Source organism: uncultured Shewanella sp., from assembly GCF_947491715.1.
GTDB lineage: Bacteria > Pseudomonadota > Gammaproteobacteria > Enterobacterales > Shewanellaceae > Shewanella.
Map to the genome: position 1 here is coordinate 43,694 of NZ_CANLKR010000022.1, position 17,963 is coordinate 61,656.

At 41.9% G+C, this 17,963-nt stretch carries 13 protein-coding genes; 7 read left to right on the forward strand and 6 right to left on the reverse strand.

Going from position 1 to position 17,963, the window contains the following annotated elements; translation table 11 throughout:
• The first annotated feature begins 75 nt into the window (after positions 1-75).
• The 5 genes from Q0779_RS15170 (at position 76) to rraB (ending at position 4,299) form a co-directional block, all read left to right on the forward strand.
• Positions 76-1,227, forward strand: coding sequence for a hypothetical protein (locus Q0779_RS15170; RefSeq protein ID WP_298773815.1), 1,152 nt, complete (start codon positions 76-78; stop codon positions 1,225-1,227).
• Positions 1,211-2,134 carry a zinc ABC transporter substrate-binding protein gene (locus Q0779_RS15175; protein ID WP_298773816.1) on the forward strand — a complete coding sequence of 308 codons (924 nt, stop codon included), beginning with the start codon at positions 1,211-1,213 and terminating at the stop codon, positions 2,132-2,134. The genes Q0779_RS15170 and Q0779_RS15175 overlap by 17 nt, the downstream gene beginning before the upstream one ends.
• 80 nt (positions 2,135-2,214) lie before the next feature.
• A complete protein-coding gene (locus Q0779_RS15180; protein ID WP_298773763.1) occupies positions 2,215-3,024 on the forward strand; it encodes a metal ABC transporter permease in 810 nt (269 codons plus the stop codon).
• A gap of 110 nt (positions 3,025-3,134) precedes the next feature.
• Positions 3,135-3,875 carry a 1-acylglycerol-3-phosphate O-acyltransferase gene (locus tag Q0779_RS15185; protein ID WP_298773764.1) on the forward strand — a complete coding sequence of 247 codons (741 nt, stop codon included), beginning with the start codon at positions 3,135-3,137 and terminating at the stop codon, positions 3,873-3,875.
• A 16-nt stretch (positions 3,876-3,891) separates the two neighbouring features.
• Positions 3,892-4,299, forward strand: a complete 408-nt coding sequence (rraB, locus tag Q0779_RS15190) for a ribonuclease E inhibitor RraB (protein WP_298773766.1) — start codon at positions 3,892-3,894, stop codon at positions 4,297-4,299.
• 91 nt (positions 4,300-4,390) lie between these two features.
• Here rraB and Q0779_RS15195 read toward each other — a convergent pair whose 3' ends face one another.
• Complete coding sequence (locus tag Q0779_RS15195; RefSeq protein ID WP_298773767.1) at positions 4,391-5,392, reverse strand: diguanylate cyclase; 1,002 nt, start codon at positions 5,390-5,392, stop codon at positions 4,391-4,393.
• Positions 5,389-6,399, reverse strand: a complete 1,011-nt coding sequence (locus Q0779_RS15200; RefSeq protein WP_298773768.1) for a response regulator — start codon at positions 6,397-6,399, stop codon at positions 5,389-5,391. Before Q0779_RS15200 ends, Q0779_RS15195 begins: the two co-directional genes overlap by 4 nt.
• Positions 6,400-6,578: 179 nt before the next feature.
• Between Q0779_RS15200 and Q0779_RS15205 the strand changes: the two genes are divergently transcribed.
• Positions 6,579-7,385 (forward strand): crotonase/enoyl-CoA hydratase family protein, encoded by an 807-nt coding sequence (locus tag Q0779_RS15205; RefSeq protein ID WP_298773818.1) that lies wholly within the window; start codon positions 6,579-6,581, stop codon positions 7,383-7,385.
• Positions 7,386-7,442: 57 nt separating this feature from the next.
• On the opposite strand, the gene Q0779_RS15210 is transcribed toward Q0779_RS15205, so the two are convergent.
• The 4 genes from Q0779_RS15210 to rapA form a co-directional block, all read right to left on the reverse strand.
• Positions 7,443-8,186 carry a glycosyltransferase gene (locus Q0779_RS15210; RefSeq protein WP_298773769.1) on the reverse strand — a complete coding sequence of 248 codons (744 nt, stop codon included), beginning with the start codon at positions 8,184-8,186 and terminating at the stop codon, positions 7,443-7,445.
• Positions 8,187-8,316: 130 nt separating this feature from the next.
• The gene (locus tag Q0779_RS15215) at positions 8,317-11,778 is read right to left on the reverse strand and encodes a S8 family serine peptidase (protein WP_298773771.1); all 3,462 of its coding nucleotides are present in this window, start codon (positions 11,776-11,778) and stop codon (positions 8,317-8,319) included.
• Between the two features lie 178 nt (positions 11,779-11,956).
• Positions 11,957-12,955, reverse strand: coding sequence for a hypothetical protein (locus Q0779_RS15220; protein ID WP_298773773.1), 999 nt, complete (start codon positions 12,953-12,955; stop codon positions 11,957-11,959).
• A 189-nt stretch (positions 12,956-13,144) separates the two neighbouring features.
• Positions 13,145-16,045, reverse strand: a complete 2,901-nt coding sequence (rapA, locus tag Q0779_RS15225) for an RNA polymerase-associated protein RapA (RefSeq protein ID WP_298773774.1) — start codon at positions 16,043-16,045, stop codon at positions 13,145-13,147.
• 401 nt (positions 16,046-16,446) lie between these two features.
• Here rapA and Q0779_RS15230 point away from each other — a divergent pair, with 401 nt between their 5' ends.
• Positions 16,447-17,841, forward strand: a complete 1,395-nt coding sequence (locus Q0779_RS15230) for a PhoH family protein (RefSeq protein WP_298773775.1) — start codon at positions 16,447-16,449, stop codon at positions 17,839-17,841.
• Positions 17,842-17,963 lie beyond the last annotated feature (122 nt).

The following is a 17,963-nucleotide window of genomic DNA, read 5'->3' on the forward strand; positions in this document are numbered from 1 at the left end:
ATTTGTTGAGCGCAAGAGACAAAATAGCATTTTAAAATAATGATGTAAGAGGAATTTTCCGTGTTCAATAAACACATGACGTTTACTGGGCTGCTTTGCGGCTTATTTTCTGCAACAGCATGGGCAGAAACACCCACTCTCACTAACCCTGCCATTAGTGTTGTACTTGATGGTTATTATCAAAATACTGACCGTCCATTGTCAGAAGCCACTGAAGGCTTTGGAATGGGACATAATGAGTTGGCTCTCAGTGCCAATATTGATGATATGTTCTATGGCAAACTCACCACGGTAGTGGAAGTGAATGACGGTGAAACAGAGCTTAATCTTGAAGAAGCTTTTATTCAAACCTTAGCCATGCCAGCAGGTTTTGCGATTCGTGGCGGCCGCTTTTTATCTGATATTGGTTATTTGAATAATCAACATGTGCATACTGACTCTTTTGTGGATAGACCTGCAGTTTACCGCGCTTTTCTAGGCAGTCATTATTATGATGATGGCGCACGGTTAACTTACCTTGCTCCCACCGATGTGTATTGGACCTTAGGGACTGAGATTTTTCAAGGCGATAGCATGCGCGCTGCTGATGATGAGCACCATGAGCGGGAATATGACAACCTTGGCGTGTACACGGTTTACACCAAAGTGGGCGGTGATATTGGTATTGAAAGCTCGTGGCAAGCAGGCTTGAGTTACTTGCATAACAAAAATGGTCGTTTAACCGCAGAAGATCATGATCACGACCATGATCATAGTGATGATGAACATAGCCATGATGCTGCCTATACGGGGCAAAATATGTACATTGCCGATTTTGTGTATAAATGGGCACCAAAAGGTAACTACAAATACCAGAATTTAGCGGTAAGCGCTGAATGGATCCGCTTAACGGATTTTGCACCTGAAGAAGGGATTTATACTTACCCTAGTTCAACGCATTATCAACAAGGTTGGTATTTAAGTGGCGTATATCAGTTAACCCCTCAGTGGAGTGTTGGGTTACGTTATGGGCAGGTTGATACTATGGAGCTTGATGAAGACGTTTTTGAAAAACAAAAACTGAAAGAAACCGATGTTAGCTTGTCTTGGCATCACAGTCATTTTTCTACGGTCCGTTTGCAGTATACCTTACAGAAAGGCACTAATTTTGATGATATAGAAAACGATAACGTTGTTACTCTTCAATATGTTATGACACTAGGAGCTCATGGTGCGCATCAATTCTAATTTTATGAGAACAGCCGCTTTAGGCTTGAGTATGACGCTGTCGTCACTGAGTTATGCTCAGTTAAATATTTTTGCTTGCGAGCCAGAATACGCATCGCTGGCCAAGGAGCTAGCGCCAAATGCTAAGGTTTATGCTGCGACCACGGCGATGCAAGATCCCCATCAAGTGCAAGCGAGGCCGAGTTTAATTGCGAAAATGCGCCAAGCGGATTTAGCCGTTTGTGCGGGTGCCGATCTTGAAATTGGTTGGTTGCCCATGCTGCAAATGAAATCGGCCAATGCCAAGATACGCTCAACGGATCAAGGTTTGTTTTTTGCAGCTGATCAAATTGAGACGTTAGATAAACTCGATAGTGTAGATTTAAGCCAAGGGGATGTTCATGCCAAAGGTAATCCTCATATTCATTTCTCTCCAGAAAGGGTATTAAAAGTCGCTCAGGCATTGACGGATAAGCTGATCCAATTAGACGGTGACAATCGCGTACAATACCAAGTGAATTTAGCACGTTTTTCAAAGCGCTGGACCGAGGCTATGGCGAAATGGAAAGCCATGGCGGCGCCTTTGAAAGGACAGAAAGTGATTGCTTACCATTCAAGCTTTCGTTATTTGTTTGACTGGGTGGGGATTGAGCAAGTGGGCGATCTTGAACCTAAGCCAGGATTACCCCCCAGCAGCGCCCATTTAGCTCAGCTATTGAAAAGTGCAGCGAAACAAAAAATCATGGTCATTATCATTGCATCTTATCAAGATGATCGCGGTGCGTTATGGTTAGGAGAGCGGGCAAGTTTACCTGTGGTAACCTTGCCTATGTCTGTGGGCGGCAATGATGCAAGCCAAGATTTGTTCAGTTTGTATACCAGCACATTAACCTTATTGTTAAATGTGGAAAAAACAGAACCACAATAATGGTTTTATTTATTAATCAATAAATGAGCAGAAAAAAGAGCATCAAATTGATGCTCTTTTTTATCACATAAAGGGGATTTATGTTGAGTATGGGTATTGATATAGAGCTAGTATCGATTTTAATTCCGGCTCTACTGGCAGGACTATTAGTCTTGTCGACACATGTGGTGCTTGGTCAACAAGTGCTTAAAAGAGGAATTATTTTCATCGATTTGGCTATTGCGCAAGTGGCTGCATTGGGTACTGTTATTGGGCATTTACATCATGATCTAGCCGAATTGCCTTTCTCTAATGTTTGGATGCCTGCGATTTTTGCCATTGCAGGGGCGGGTATTATTGCTTGGCTATCGAAGCGAATGCAGGATGAACTTGAGGCCTTTATCGGTTGTTTTTATGTGTTAGCCGCAGTGGCCGCCATGTTGATCCTCGCTAATGATCCCCATGGTGCAGAATTGCTTAAACAATTACTTTCGGGGCAAATTCTTTGGGTCAATTTATCTCAGTTGTTGCTACCAGCAATAGTGTATACCTTGGTTTTATTGCTCATTGTATTGAAGCCGAGCCTATTGGAAGGGCGAGCTTTTTATTTGATTTTTGCCATAGTGATCACCTTATCGGTGGAGCTGGTGGGCGTGTATCTCGTTTTCAGTAGTTTAATTTTACCTGCACTGGCGATTAATCGTTACTATGGCCGCTTTGGTTTAGCGTTAGCTTATTTAGTGGGAATTTTTGGCTATTGTGGCGGTCTATTGTTATCAGCAGGCTTAGATTTACCGAGTGGCGCAGTGATTGTGGCTTGCTTAGCTTTGAGTGCCCTTGTCATGAGAATGACATTAAAACTGTGGTATAAAAAAGGTCATTTGATGAGTCATGAGTCAATATCAAATTAACTAAAAAAACTTATAATTTATATTTATTCAGCATACAAGTGTAAACAATATATTGAGTCGCGTATCTTGGCTCGTTATACTGTGGCAGACTTGAGTTGCGGGAGAGTGCGGTGCTTTTAATTTTTAGATGTATTATTTTAGCCATTATGTTGTGTTTGGCTTTTGTTATTGGCAGTTTAGTTTGTTTAGTGAGACCCCGTCATCGTAATAATGTACATATGTTAGCCAAAATGTTTTCCTTTGCAGCGCCTGTATTAGGGATAAAAGTGATTGTGCGTAATCAAACAAAAAACAATAGCAATCCTTGTATCTTTTTGGCAAATCATCAAAACAATTTTGATATTTTCACTCATACAGCAGCTGTGCCAAAAGGCACGGTGAGTTTAGGGAAAAAAAGCATAGCTTGGATGCCATTGATTGGACAAATCTATTGGTTAACAGGTAACATTTTACTGGATCGAAGAAATCGCAGTAAAGCTTTTGATACTATGGCAAAAACGGCTCAGAATATTAAAAATAAATGCCTGTCTCTTTGGGTGTTTCCGGAAGGCACTCGCTCACAAGGCCGAGGTTTATTACCGTTTAAAATGGGGGCATTTTACACGGCGATTGCTGCTCAGGTACCTATGGTGCCTGTATTGGCATCGAACCAGTGTCATATCAAATTAAATCGTTGGAATAACGGTGTGGTGCTCATTGAAGTGATGGATCCGATCACAACCAATGGCGTTGATAAGTCACAGGTTAAAGATTTTTCTGCCAAGATCCATGCTCAAATGACACAAAAATTAGTTCAACTGAATCAAGAAGCCCAAGTCTTGATGGGTAAAACAGTCTCAAATAATATTTAATGATTTGGAGTCCTTCATGTCGATTGCACAGCAATTAGAGTTACAGAAACAAGAAAATAGAGAGATCGTTGATGCTATGCTGGCAGATGGCTCTGATCCAGATGCCGAGTACAGTATCGAACATCATTTTTCTTCGACGAATTTTGATAAATTAGAAAAAGCCGCTGTTGAAGCCTTTAAACTGGGTTTTGAAGTCAATGATGCAGAGGAAATGGAGCTGGAAGATGGTTCTGTTATTTATTGCTTCGATGCCATGAGTACCCATTTGTTAGAAGTGGCGTTGCTCGATGATGCTTGTGAAAAACTGCTTCATGTTGCGGCGAAACAAAAAGTAGACTACGACGGTTGGGGCACTTACTTTATCGGTGATGAAGAGCTTGAAGAGGAAGCGTCTACTGAGCATGACGGCCACTCCCTGCATTAATGCCTATCCGTATTGTATTCGCGTTAAAAATCAATTTTTAACGCGGATCTCGCCTTTTGGCTTCATTTTTTGACTTTATAACAATCCGAATTCAGTTCAGTGTGCTCTCATTTTTGAATTGAAGATTTTTGTACTGTGTACTGAAGATGACACTGCAATTTCTTCCTTGCCTTTTGGCTTCATAAAGTGCCATGTCAGCATTTTCAAGCCACTGTTCATTGGTTTGAATATGATTATCAATTTCACATAGTCCGAGACTGGCGGTAATTTTGATCATAGTATCACTGAAAACAAAGGGGGTTGCTTCGATTGTTTGCCTTAGGCGTTCAGCCAGATTGAGTGCTTGTTGAATAGTGGTTTCAGGTAGAACGATTGCAAATTCTTCTCCGCCATAACGGCCCGCAAAATCTGTTTGTCGCAAAGATTGGCGAATAATGTGTGAAATGGTTTGAATCACTTTATCACCCGCATAATGACCATAGTTATCATTAATATTTTTAAAGTAATCGATATCGAGCATTAATAAGGAAGTGGAGTACCCATAACGAAGATGTCGGTCAAATTCCTTTTGCATACAAATTTGCCAGTGACGTCGATTATACAGTTGAGATAAATCATCAATTTGACTCAAGCGTGCTAAGTTATCGTTGGCGGTTTTTAATTGTTGGCGATTTAGGGCCACATCGGTGACATCGTAAACGAGCATGCTGATATGAGTAATATGTCCTTCTTTTGATGTGAGGGGTAATAAAGTGACATTTTGATACATGAAGTTAGCGCGACAGGTAATGGGCCGATAATTTTTAAATTGAAAAACGAAAGGGCGTTGTTCCCAGCAGATAAAGGAGCGGTTCTTTAAGAGAAAAACCGATTGCATTTTTTGTTGCAGCCAATCTTTAGGTAAGTCTTTAAATTGCTCAAAAATATTTTTATTGTATAGCGTATCGAAAAGGATCCCACTGTGGCTTTCCATAAAGCCATTCCACAGTTGAATGTTAAAATCTTTATCGAGTACCACCAGTCCCACTTCTATGGTTTGTACCATATCGGTCAACCAATGCCACTGCTCATTGATGCTTGATGTCGGATTCATGTTAATGGGGTCCTATTGATAAAGTGCTGCAATTTTTTTTTCAATGTGGGTATAGAATCCTCGGTTAACACCAATAATAAATCACATTGGATGTTATGACCTTCAATACGGTAGTTGATTTCCATGGTCAAGTGTTTAGTCCATTTACCCGAGTTTTCGTGGATCAAATCGTTGGCGCTACAATGTTTGCCTAATATAACAGGATGACTTTGATGGAATGTTTCGTCGAGCTGCTCAGATAAGCCGTTGAGGAAGGCACCAATGAGCACGTTGCCAATATCCATCATGATTTCAATTTCGCCTTGCTGATCTTGAGGAAAGGGTAAGTTCATTAAAATGGCCATATCGTTAAACGAAGAGTCATGAAATAGCAGTAAGGCTTCCCCAGCAATATTGGCGCCGATAAAACCTTGGCATAAAGCAGAAATACTTTCTTGATTATCAGTGGATTTAAGCGCCATGATGAGCTCATTGACTTCCAATGTGTTGACGTTAGGGATAGGCAAAATGACGGCTGTATCTAACAAGTTCGATAATAAAGCCGCCGCTTTTCCCATTGCGACGTTGGCCAGCTCTTTCGTTGCATCGAGTAGAAAGACATGGGGAGGCGGCGGTATCGTGGCAATAGGTGAGAGGTGGTTGCGAAAAAGATTGTGCTCATCTAATAAATACTTGAGCGATTCAGGATTAACGGGTTTTTGAATAAAATCAAGTGCACCTAGTGATTTAGCTCTCATTAAGGTGCTAATTTGAATGTCTGCGGAAACGATGATGATTTGACAGTTTATCTTTTCGGATTGAACCATGTTCAGAACGTCAAAGCCGCTCATGATAGGCATGTTTAAATCTAAAAAAACCAATTCGCCTTTTCCTTGACGTATGGCTTCAACGGCTTCCAAGCCGTTGACTGCATAGGTCACGTCAATATCCCATTGCGGGGGAAAGCTGCGTACTATTTGTTTTCGGGCTAATGCAAAGTCATCACAGATAAGCACTGGGAATGGCATTAATCAAGATCCTTAGATTGACATGAAAAAGACAACTTTTTCAAACTACAGTGTGCTTTGTAATAAAAAGAGCACTTTGTGGTAACGATATTATGGCTAATGATGCTAGCATATTTGGGGTAATGTTGGTCAAAGGATATTTTTTTGTTTTTATAGCGTTAATTTATGAGTGGGTGAAAATGCAAGGGAATTATATAGAACTTAAAAAGCAACAGGGCATCGCTTATGTGTGTTTGAATCGCCCTGATAAATGTAATGCGCTTAACTTTGATGCATTTCTGGAAATTGATAGCACCATTAAACAGTTAAAGAAAGATCGCGAGCTTCAGGCCGTAATTTTATTTGGTGCAGGGAACAATTTTTGCTCAGGCCTTGATGTGAAAAGTGTGATGCAATCTCCCATGCAAGCATTGCGATTATTGTTCAAAGGGTTGCCAGGGAATGCCAATCTCGCCCAGCGAGTCTCCTTAGGATGGCGGCAGTTACCTGTTCCTGTGATTGCAGCAATAGAAGGTTGTTGTTTTGGTGGCGGCATGCAAATTGCCTTGGGAGCGGATTTTCGATTGGTGTCAAACACGGCACAATTTTCAATTATGGAGGCCAAATGGGGGTTATTACCTGATATGGCGGGATTGGTGACATTAAGAGAAGTCATGCCAAAAGATCAAGCATTACTGTTAACCATGACGGCAGAAGTGCTCAGCGCAGAAAAGGCCCTAAAAAAAGGATTAGTCACTCAAATCGTGACCAACCCATTGCAAAGTGCTGAGGATTTAGCGCAGCAGTTGATGCTGACCTCTCCTGATGCTAATGCTGCAATCAAATTGAGTATTAACCGAAGCTGGACTGCCAGTGTCAGACGTTTGCTGAGGCGAGAAACGTTTAGCCAAATAAAGTTATTAATGGGAAAGAATCGAGTGATAGCGGCATTGAGACAAGGTAAAAAACCTGATATGCCCTATGAAAATCGCCAATCTAGATGGTGATCATCTTTATTTGCGTGAAGGTCTGAATGCCATCATGGCATTCAGTTCTATGATGGATTAAATACCTAATATTTGACACATATTTGCTTTTATTTTTTTTATATACACAGAGATATCTTTCGTTAATGCACTTTGATTTAATCCGTAGCGGATCCCCCTATGATTGCCAATATGTCGGACAAAACCTTTAGGGAAAATAGCAGCTTTAAAATCGTGGTCGAAATATAATTGACTCATTTCGCACTCACCAGCAAGGTCACCGATAGGTGCAAGGAGTTGGTAATCCTTTAATCTTCTTAAGCCGGGATTAAAGGTAAAGCCATGCCATGAGTGTGAGTTATGATAATTCCGCTGCATTATTTGGTATGGTGTTACATGGTTATCACAATAAAAAATTTCAGGTTCAATAGGATGTTCATTGGTATCATTTTGCTCTCTGAGCCACACTGTGACGAACTTTTCATCGCTGTTTAGTACTGCAAATGAGGCTTCGATGAATCCTGTTTGATAAAATTCCCAATCATCTTCGCAATGAAAAATATATTCAGAGGTGACTCTGTTATAGGCTCTATCAATACTCTTCATCTGGCCAAGTTGCTGTTGATTATAGAGAACCGTAAATTCGACCAAGGGAAATGTTGATAATACAGCCTCTAATTTATCGCGATTGTGGCTATCTTCAATAATAATATATTCGGCAATAGGGTAGGTATTAAATTTAAAAAAACTGGTTAATGTTTTTTCGAGTAAATCAAATCGATTACAGCTGGTTAAAACAAAAGATACAGTTGAACTTTTCACGGGCAGTGCTCAATAAAATTAGTACCATCAGTATTTTAATTCGTTCCAAAAAATATAACAAGTTAGCTACATATAAGGGAGCCATAGGCTCCCTTGGTGAGCTTATCATTTGTGATGATACTATGCGTATTTAGTGGCGTCGTCTCAATAGGGTTAATGGGAGTAAGAAAAAGCCTAACCAGCCCAGAGAACCTGCTGATGATGATTTGTCATTAAGGGCGGCTTTTTCTTCAACGGCTTCATCCTCTTCAACAGCTTCATTTTCGTCTTTCTCTTCTTCATCCTTCTCTTCTCCATCATTGTCATCTTCTGTTTGGACAATGACAGTCACAGTGGCTGAACCTGAGCGATTTGCTAAGGTATCAAGTGCGATAACCTCGGCTATCATATTGGGCGTATCTTCAGTGATGATGGCATCATCACTTAAACGAACGGTACCCTCTTTGTCAATGATGAGGAAATCACTGTTGCTGCTGAGCACTATGACTTCAGAGAAAGGACTACTAAGCTCATCGAGATCGGTAATGTCTAATTGGCCTAATAGGCTTCCCGCTGCCGTATCGATTGAAATGATAAATTCAGCACTATTAATTGTGGGCGCTAATTTGGGATCTGAACGGGTATCGATGGCTAATGCAACGGCGCCAGCTTCTGACTGCAACACATACCCTAACGCATTTTGAGCGCCTTGAGTATTAAGGTAAGCACTCTGGCCAGGAGCGAGCTTAGTGATGATATTGTCTTCACTGTCTAATAGTTGTGCACTTAATCCAGAATAATTCAGTGTTAAGGTCGCCGTCACTTCGTCGGCTTTTCCTGTGGCGGCATAAATGCCAGCAGCTTCTTCGATGCGGTAACGCACATTAACAGATTGTCCCAGTGCATCCTCAGTTAATGATAAATCTTCTAAGCAAATACCGAGAGTCAGAAAGTCATTTCCTGTCATATGATAGGCTGGTGCAAGCACTAAATCACTATTTGAGCCGTAGGGACCCACAACGGCGTAGAGTGCGTGCCGTGCTCGACTGTCTAAATCTTTAATGTTAATTGTACTGACACTGTAATCCCATACTCCATCTTGGTTGGTATCAAAGTCAACCAGATAACTATTCCCTAAGGGGTGAATAATGGGATCGCGCGTTTGCATTGAGCTATAAATACCAATGCCACTTCGACAGAAATAATCATCAATGAGTTCACCGGTCACATTGATTATATCGTGGCGTTGACTTTCATCAATTGGACTGGTGGCCAATAATGGCACTGCATAAGGGTAGTTAATACTGGTTGCGCCAGTATTGGTCAATACGCGTTTGGTTTCTTCATCGCTTATTTCTGTTTTGATATCAATGGCGGCTTTAGCTTTAGGGAGCATATGATAAACAAGGTGTAAGGCGATTTCATCACCCTCTTTAAATTCAATTGAACCATCATATTCTGACAGGGTTAACGCCTTAGAGGCATTTTCTTCTGTGTCACTGAGTCCAAATGAGGAGCTGAGTTTCCACTCTGGCAATTGGTTGGGGTCGACCTTGACAATAACGTCAAACTCTACGGTCTGGCCTGCCGGAATGCTGATTGACTCTGGGAGTGTGAAGCTCACCGCTTCAGTGTCGACATCATTATTGAAACGAGGATTAACATGCAAGGTATAGTTTTTTTCTTGGGTAGAAAAATTTTTTACTCTGACCGTCTTAGTGATGTTTGTTGGGCTATCAATAGCGACTAAGCCATAAGCCAGTGCAGCTTGCTTGGTGTCTTTACTCCATGCAATAACAGAAGATTGCATGGCTTTGTCTACATTTAAGAGCCCTGCGCCAATATAACTGATAGGGGCCAGTTCTGCTTCAGGCTCAAGCGCTTTTGCACCGAGAGTCATATTTAAGTTGGCAGTATTCATCAAGGTCGCCTTGATCTCTAACGCATTACGATCGGGTAAGGCTTGGCGTAAAAGGCTGACTGCGCCAGCGGTTATGGGCGAAGAAAAAGAGGTACCGCTCACTGGGGTGAGTGCATTGCCTGTACCGGGTTGTGCCGTTAATACGCTCACACCCGGTGCGGTAATTTCTGGTTTTAATGTGCCTGCGACCGATGGACCCCGTGATGTGAAGCTGGCGATAGAGTCTACGGCATTATATTCTGTTGCTTCGATTGAGAAGGTTAAATTGCCTTCAATGATTTGCTCTTTTAAGAAATCACTATCCGATTTTTCGATCATGATTGAGGGGATGGTAATACGATTATCGCTACCAGACATGCTAAAAGGTGCCATACCTCTCACATGTAAACCAATAATCACAGCAGCGGCGCCCGCTTGTTGAGCATGTAACACTTGATCGGTAAAAGAGCATTCTCCTCCGGTGTCGATAAGGACGGTTTTACCGGTAAAGTCAATTGCTTCAGAAAAAGCGTCACAAGCTGTTTGATTGGCGTCAGGATAAATAATAACGGTTTGTGTATTATCGAGTCGAAATGCTTTGTCTGGATTAAAAAGAGCCGCTTTTGCCGTGATATTTTTATCATTCACTTGTAGATCAATGTCGCTGACGGTGGTGATGGGGTGACTCGTTGCAGCGACCGATAGTGCACTGTCTGTTGTGCTTGGTCCGCCGACAATGAATGGAGAGGCGCCGTCATTACCCGCAGCAACAACAAAATTGACGCCAAGCTGGGTGACTTCATCAATCATTGCTTGAATCGCATCATCTTGAGTATCACCAAAGATACCGCCAATTGACATGTTCACAGTGTCGACTCTATCACTGATATTGCCATCTCCATTGGGATCGATTGCTGCTTCCAATGCTAAAATTTGTGCTAAACCTGGGCAAATAGTCTGGCAGACAGAATAGACAAATAGTTCCGTTTCAGGCGCAATGCCTAAAACAGAATGTGTCACATGGGTACCGTGACTGGTTTCTATTTCAATCGGGTTGGGGTCGTTATTAATAAAATCCCACCCTCCTATGATATTCCCTTGGGGCCAACTTGGCGCTTGCGCTTTGCTTGCAATGGCCGCATCAAAGTCTGCTTGTGTGCCTGTTCCCCCTAAAGCTTGATGAGTATAGTCGACACCCGTGTCTAAAATAGCCACTCTTTGTCCGGCACCGGAAGCTAAGCCACTCGTTACGATTTTAGTGGCATTGATATAGTCTGCACTGTCAGTAATATTGAGTTTGTAGTCATAAATGGGCAGAATATCTTGGACATCGGGATGGGTGTATAACGTGGAAAGTGACGGCTTGTCAGCTTCAACGATAAGGGTGTTCATTAATACTGAAGTGGAGGTCAACACTTTGGCATTCATTTGACTCAGGGATGCAAGCACTCTGGCTTGTGAAGCCGTAATCTGACTTTTAACACTCGTCGCATCATAGTCTAAGGTTTGGCTTTGTTGGGCAATGGGTTTGGTATTGAGCTTTATCATCCAAGCGACAGCGTGCTTTTGTTGAGACTGTCCCTGTAAGCTCACTTTTTGGCCTCGATATTTATCGTTATTTTGATGAGTGATATTGTATTGTGCTTCTGTGGCTGCGAAGCTCATAGGGGAAAGGAGGGCAGCCGAAATGGCAATAGCGAGTCGTGTCTTCATGACGAAACTTCCTTGTTAGACTTTATTGGTAATGTTGAATAGATTGAAAGCAGATACTGTAAACCAATTTGTTACATATTGTAATAAATTGTTAACTGTTGGCGGGTAAGTGATGGTTAATTATACATTGTCCGTATTGGTTAAATGCCAGTTCAGCTCACTGGCATTTGAGAGAATATTAAAGGGTATGGTGATCTTCTAGTATTCTTGTCGCTAATTTACCGTTCTTAATTTGTTCATAAGGAGTGGCTAAGTACTCTTGTGCAGCTTCTACGCGTTGCTTAAAGGCATCTTGGTTAATGACGTCTAAGTCAACGGCCATTAATTTTGCTTTTTTCTGCCATTTTTTAATTGTTTTTTCTGACTTTTTAGGATCGATTGGTAACAATTGAACATGAGCTTGATTCCAACCCATATCCACATCAAATTCAACAATGTATTCTTTACCTGCTTCCACATTTGCTTCTAAAACAGAATAGCGCTCTGAGAAAGATAAAAAGGTATGTTTTCCAGGTGTCACTCTCACTTGAAAATATGTGCCAGAAGTGGTGCTACCGATATAACCTTCTTGAGACCAAATATCGAATGGCACTTGACCAATCAATGTTTCCATACGGTAGAAATTGATGATGGCGGTTTTATCGTCTGCTTTCATTGCTTCCTCTGCTTCTTTCATCACAGGGAAACCTAATAAGGACGGGTTAATCAGTAAATTATCATGTGCATCATTTTTTCTGGGCTCACCAATATCTTTAGCTTTCTTGGTTTGCATTATCATAGATGCGCCGAGTTCATAACTGATCTCTTTCATTTCACCTTTAATATAATCTATCTGATAATAAAGGGTCTCGCCTGGCTTATTATCAACTTTAGCGTACGCGAATCCTGCCAGCCCTTGTACACCGTGGATAGAGTTAATACCTGAATCCAATTTTAATAACGTATGAGAGCCATTAGATAAATCGGCAAGGACATGTTTATTAGCTGCAAGCCATAGTCCTCTGGCACCTCCTTGAAAATTAGCGCCTCGAATAACATAGACAAACGTTTCATCCTGAGCGGGGACTGCTTCAGGTTTAAATTGACTGACTAAATTGGGGTCTATTTTATATGTTGTTGCACAGCCTGATAACAATAAAATAATGCCAGCTAAGCCGAATACACTCAATTTTTTCATTTTAAAATAACTACCTTGTTTATTAATAATAACGATTAAATGCGGCATGTTAGCATATTGTTTTTCAATTGTGTTTTTATGTGATGGTTTTTTGCTGGTGTGAAAGGGGGAAGTCAAAGGAACATGCTCAGGATCTCATATTGAGATCCTGAGCATGTTTAACTGTTTTAAAGTTGGAATGAAAGAGCGCTACGCGTGACTCACCACAATTAAACGGATGGAATCGAGTTGTAATTGTCCTGCATCTAAGTAACGGTTGAGTTCACTCATTTGCTCTTTAATATGCTCAATTTCTTCATCGCGAATATTAGGGTTGACGGCTTTTAAGGCCTCAAGCCTTGCTTGCTCACTGGATAATTGCTCTGTCATTTTCGCGCGAGCCGTGTCGATTAATAAAGCCAATTCCTTATCGGCAAAGGACTCTGCTTTACCCAGCAATGGATGCAATGCTGTTTGATAAGCGTTAACAAGCTTACTGCCAATATGACGGTTGACGGCGCTTAATTGCTTATCAAAGCTTTCATAGGAGACTTTATCGGATAAATTATTGCCACTTTGATCCAGTAAAATACGGACGGGAGTCGGCGGGAAATAACGATAAAGTTGACTCGATTTAGGCGCAGAAGCATCGGCCATATAAATGAGTTCTAAAAACAGGGTTCCAGCTGGCAAGGCTTTGTTTTTTAACACAGCAACACTGGTAGTTCCGGTTTCAGATGAGGTGATGAGATCTAAGCCTGTTTGTACAATGGGGTGCTCTTGCGTAATGAGGGCAATATCATCACGAGATAACGCGATATCGCGGTCAAAAGTGACAGTAACGCCATCTTCGGGTAATCCAGGATAGGTTGGGAACATCATGTGTTCGCTTGGGCGAAGTACAATGGCATTTTCGCCACTGTCTTCTTGTTCCACACCAATAATATCCCACAGACGGATCACTGAGCCAATGAGGTGAGTGTCTTGATCGCGACTAGCAAGCTTCTCTACCAGTTGAGCCGATTTTTCTCCACCATGAGAATTAATTTCCAGAAGCTTATCTCGCCCTTGCTCCATCGCCAATTTTAGCGTTTGGTAACGTTCTTGGGTGTCTTCCAGTAAGCTGTTGAAGCTGTCTTCATCATTGAGTAATAAACTATCAAGTAGACTTGCTGAAAACTCATTGAACAAAATGTGACCGCTTGGGCAGGTTTGCTCAAAGGCATTTAGGCCTTTGTGATACCAGTTCATTAAGCCTTCTTGAGCAGTATGTTCAAGATAAGGCAAATGAATTTCAACATCATTCTTTTGACCAATTCTGTCTAAACGGCCGATACGTTGTTCAAGCAGATCGGGGTTCAGCGGTAAATCAAACAAGATTAAGTGACTAGCAAATTGGAAATTACGTCCTTCTGAGCCAATTTCAGAGCAAATGAGGGCTTGGGCACCGCCACTTTCTTGAGCGAAATAAGCACCCGCTTTGTCACGTTCAATGATAGACATGCCTTCATGGAAGACTGTGGCTTGAATGCCTTCACGGGTTCGCAATGCTTCTTCAAGGCTGAGTGCGGTATCGGCTTGGCTGGCGATGATCAGGACTTTTTTACTGCGATTGTTTTTCAAAAACTCAATCAGCCAGTCAACGCGAGGATCGAATTTCCACCAGCTAGCACTGCCACTGTCAAAGTCTTGATAGATTTTTTCAGGGCTAAGTATTTGTTTCACTTTGGCGGCTGTGTCCAGATGTTTGTTCATCATGGCGCTCACACGCGCTGCCGTAACATATTGCTCTGGCATAGGTTGTGGGTGAGCGTTAAACAGTCGCTTAGGGAAGCCTTTCACTGAGGCGCGGCTGTTACGATAAAGCACCCGGCCTGTTCCGTGTCTGTCGAGTAATTCTTGTAAAAGTGATTGCCTAGCCTGATAACGCACATCAGTATTATCATCTTGAATGAGCCGAAGAGTATCACTGATGTCTTTTTCTGAGACTAATGAAACCAGTTTATCAAGGGTATCAGTATCGATAGTGTCGTTACTGGCTAAGGCATCGGCGGCAATGGCGACATCTTTATAGCTGGTCTCTTCTGTTAAAAAGGCGTCATAATCGTAAAAACGATCTGGATCGAGCAAACGCAAGCGAGCGAAATGGCTCTGGTGACCTAATTGATCCGGTGTGGCGGTGAGTAATAATACGCCAGGGATTGCTTCACTTAAGGCTTCAACAATACGATAAGCACGACTTGGCGCTTCTTCTGACCATTCTAAATGGTGGGCTTCATCAACAACCAGTAAATCCCAATCGGCATCAACAGCTTGCTCAAGACGACGCTTTTTGCGCAGTAACTCTAAAGAGCAAATCACCAGTTGTTCTGTGTAAAATGGATTGTCATTATCGGCATAGGCTTCAACACAACGATCTTCATCAAAGACGGAGAAACGCAGGTTAAATCGCCTTAGCATTTCAACTAACCACTGGTGACGTAGCGTATCAGGCACAATAACCAATATGCGTTCGGCGCGGCCCGTTAGCAATTGTTGATGAATAATGAGGCCGGCTTCAATGGTTTTACCTAACCCAACTTCATCGGCTAATAGCACGCGAGGGGCGAATCGCTGTCCGACTTCATGGGCAATCCATTGCTGGTGGGGGATCAGTCCAACACGAGGACCTTGTAAGCCCAATAAATCCGATGTGGCTAGCTTATGGCGCAATAATTGGCATTGATAGCGGACACCAAATCGATCTAAACGGTCTATTTGGCCAGCAAAAAGACGATCTTGGGGTTTATTGAAGCGAATGTTGTGATTGAGCAGTGTTTCCCGCAAGCTGACTTCTTCACCGGTTTCTTCATGAATACCGTGATAAATGATAAGGCCATCTTTGTCTTCAACCTCAGTGACTTTTAAGCTCCATTCTTCATGGCTTTCAACCTTGTCACCAGGGTTATAAATTACACGAGTGAGCGGGGCTTCAGCGCGTGAAAATAATCTATTCTCACCTGTTGCAGGAAAGAGTACGGTGACCATACGGCCTTCCATTCCAACAACAGTACCTAAACCAAGTTCAGATTCAGTATCACTTATCCAGCGCTGACCTAAGGAAAACGGCATTTACATTTCTCATTTACAGGGGGACACAAGGGCGCGTATGGTATACCTAAACGCCGTAAAACTGCAAGATTTACCCACGTCATTATCTCCATTCATAGTAGACTTTTTTAAGACAGATTAGTGATAAAAAAGTGACTGAGAGTGCGTAATCTAATCCATTATTTTAGCCAAAATTGTCGCCGTTTCAATACCCCTTAGCATGAGAGAACTCGACTTGATACTGCAAAACTTTGCTGGCACTATGAGGAATGACTAAAGTAAATCGTCAAAGAGCAAATCAAGCTTCTAAGCTAAATATGTTAGACGGTCATTAATCGGCCATTCACTGTTAACAATATAGGAGAGCATTGAATTATCTCAGGTTAAAGATAATCATTACATAATACACAAATGGAGGCGTCATGAATAAAGACGACAGAAAGTTGTTTGTATTAGATACCAATGTGTTACTGCATGAACCCTTAGCCATATATTCATTCAAGGAGCACGATGTCATCATTCCGATGACAGTGTTAGAAGAGCTCGATCAGATTAAAGATAGAAAACGGGATGTTAGCCGTGATGCTCGAGTGGCGATTCGAGCCTTAGAAGATATTTTAGGCGGGGAAATTACGCCCGAAGAAATCGTCGAAGGGGTTCCTCTACCAAGGCGAGAAGATCATGCTGATGTGTCAGGCCGTCTCGCTATTTTCCCCGATCATCAACTCGATTTCACTAATGGCTCTCTGCCTGATATCAATAATGACAACCGCATTATTAATACCGCATTACATTTACAAAAAAAGCATGCCCCCCGTAGCTTAGTCTTGGTTACAAAAGACATTAATATGCGCCTTAAAGCTAAAGGGGCCGGCATTTTAATGGTGGAAGATTATCGCCGAGATCAACTGATTGATGATGTGCGTTTTCTCACCAAAGGTTTCCATCAATTTGAGGGAAACTTTTGGGACTATACCGATAATGTCAGTACAGAGAGTTATGGACGGCATACTGTGCATAAAGTGCCATTAGCCGATTTTGGTGATGAACCTTTTTACAGTAATCAATACATGCTCGATGAGAAATCTAACTTTTGTGGTCGCATAGTGGAGAAAACAGACAAAGAGCTCAAGTTCCTTGATTTAGGGAAAGACAGGCTGTTACACCTTGAAGCGTGGGGGATTAAGCCTAAAAATATCTATCAAGGCATGGCGATGCAAGCCTTAATGGATCCCGATATTGATTTAGTGATTTTAACCGGGCCTGCAGGTTGCGGAAAAACATTGCTCGCCATGGCAGCAGCGCTTGAGTTAGTCGTCGAGCGTGGCCTTTATGACAAGGTGATTGTTACGCGTAATACGCCTGAAATTGCCGAGTCCATTGGATTCTTACCCGGTACGGAAGAAGAGAAAATGGCGCCTTGGTTAGGTGCAATTACTGATACGTTGGAGGTGCTACACAAAAATGATGTTAATCCAACGGGTAGCATGAATTACATCATGGAAAAGGCCAACATTCAGTTTAAGTCAATTAACTTTATGCGAGGTCGTTCAATTCAACACTCTGTGGTGATTTTGGATGAATGCCAAAATTTAACGGCTTCTCAACTGAAAACCATGTTAACCCGTATGGGTGAGGGCACAAAATTGATTTGCAGTGGTAATCTAGCGCAAATAGATACCAATTATCTTACCGCCGTGACATCTGGGTTAACTTATATTGTGGAGCGTTTTAAAGATTTTGATGGAAGTGCCAATATATACTTAAATGGCGTTGTGCGTTCACGTTTAGCTGAATTTGCTGAAGAAAACTTATAGATTTTTAAAGGGAGATTGAAAGAGATTGGCTTAGGTCGACTCCCTAAGCCTTTAGCGCCTTGATAGCAGATAAAGTGGTTTTAAAGTGATTTACCCTAGTATTTTTAATAAATATTAATCGT

Coding starts and splice junctions, on each gene's coding strand:
- Q0779_RS15170 (WP_298773815.1), top strand. CDS start 76: ATGACGTTTACTGGGCTGCTTTGCGGCTTATTTTCTGCAACAGCATGG.
- Q0779_RS15180 (WP_298773763.1), top strand. CDS start 2,215: ATGTTGAGTATGGGTATTGATATAGAGCTAGTATCGATTTTAATTCCG.
- rraB (WP_298773766.1), top strand. CDS start 3,892: ATGTCGATTGCACAGCAATTAGAGTTACAGAAACAAGAAAATAGAGAG.
- Q0779_RS15195 (WP_298773767.1), bottom strand. CDS start 5,392: ATGAATCCGACATCAAGCATCAATGAGCAGTGGCATTGGTTGACCGAT.
- Q0779_RS15200 (WP_298773768.1), bottom strand. CDS start 6,399: ATGCCATTCCCAGTGCTTATCTGTGATGACTTTGCATTAGCCCGAAAA.
- Q0779_RS15205 (WP_298773818.1), top strand. CDS start 6,579: ATGCAAGGGAATTATATAGAACTTAAAAAGCAACAGGGCATCGCTTAT.
- Q0779_RS15215 (WP_298773771.1), bottom strand. CDS start 11,778: ATGAAGACACGACTCGCTATTGCCATTTCGGCTGCCCTCCTTTCCCCT.
- Q0779_RS15220 (WP_298773773.1), bottom strand. CDS start 12,955: ATGAAAAAATTGAGTGTATTCGGCTTAGCTGGCATTATTTTATTGTTA.
- rapA (WP_298773774.1), bottom strand. CDS start 16,045: ATGCCGTTTTCCTTAGGTCAGCGCTGGATAAGTGATACTGAATCTGAA.
- Q0779_RS15230 (WP_298773775.1), top strand. CDS start 16,447: ATGAATAAAGACGACAGAAAGTTGTTTGTATTAGATACCAATGTGTTA.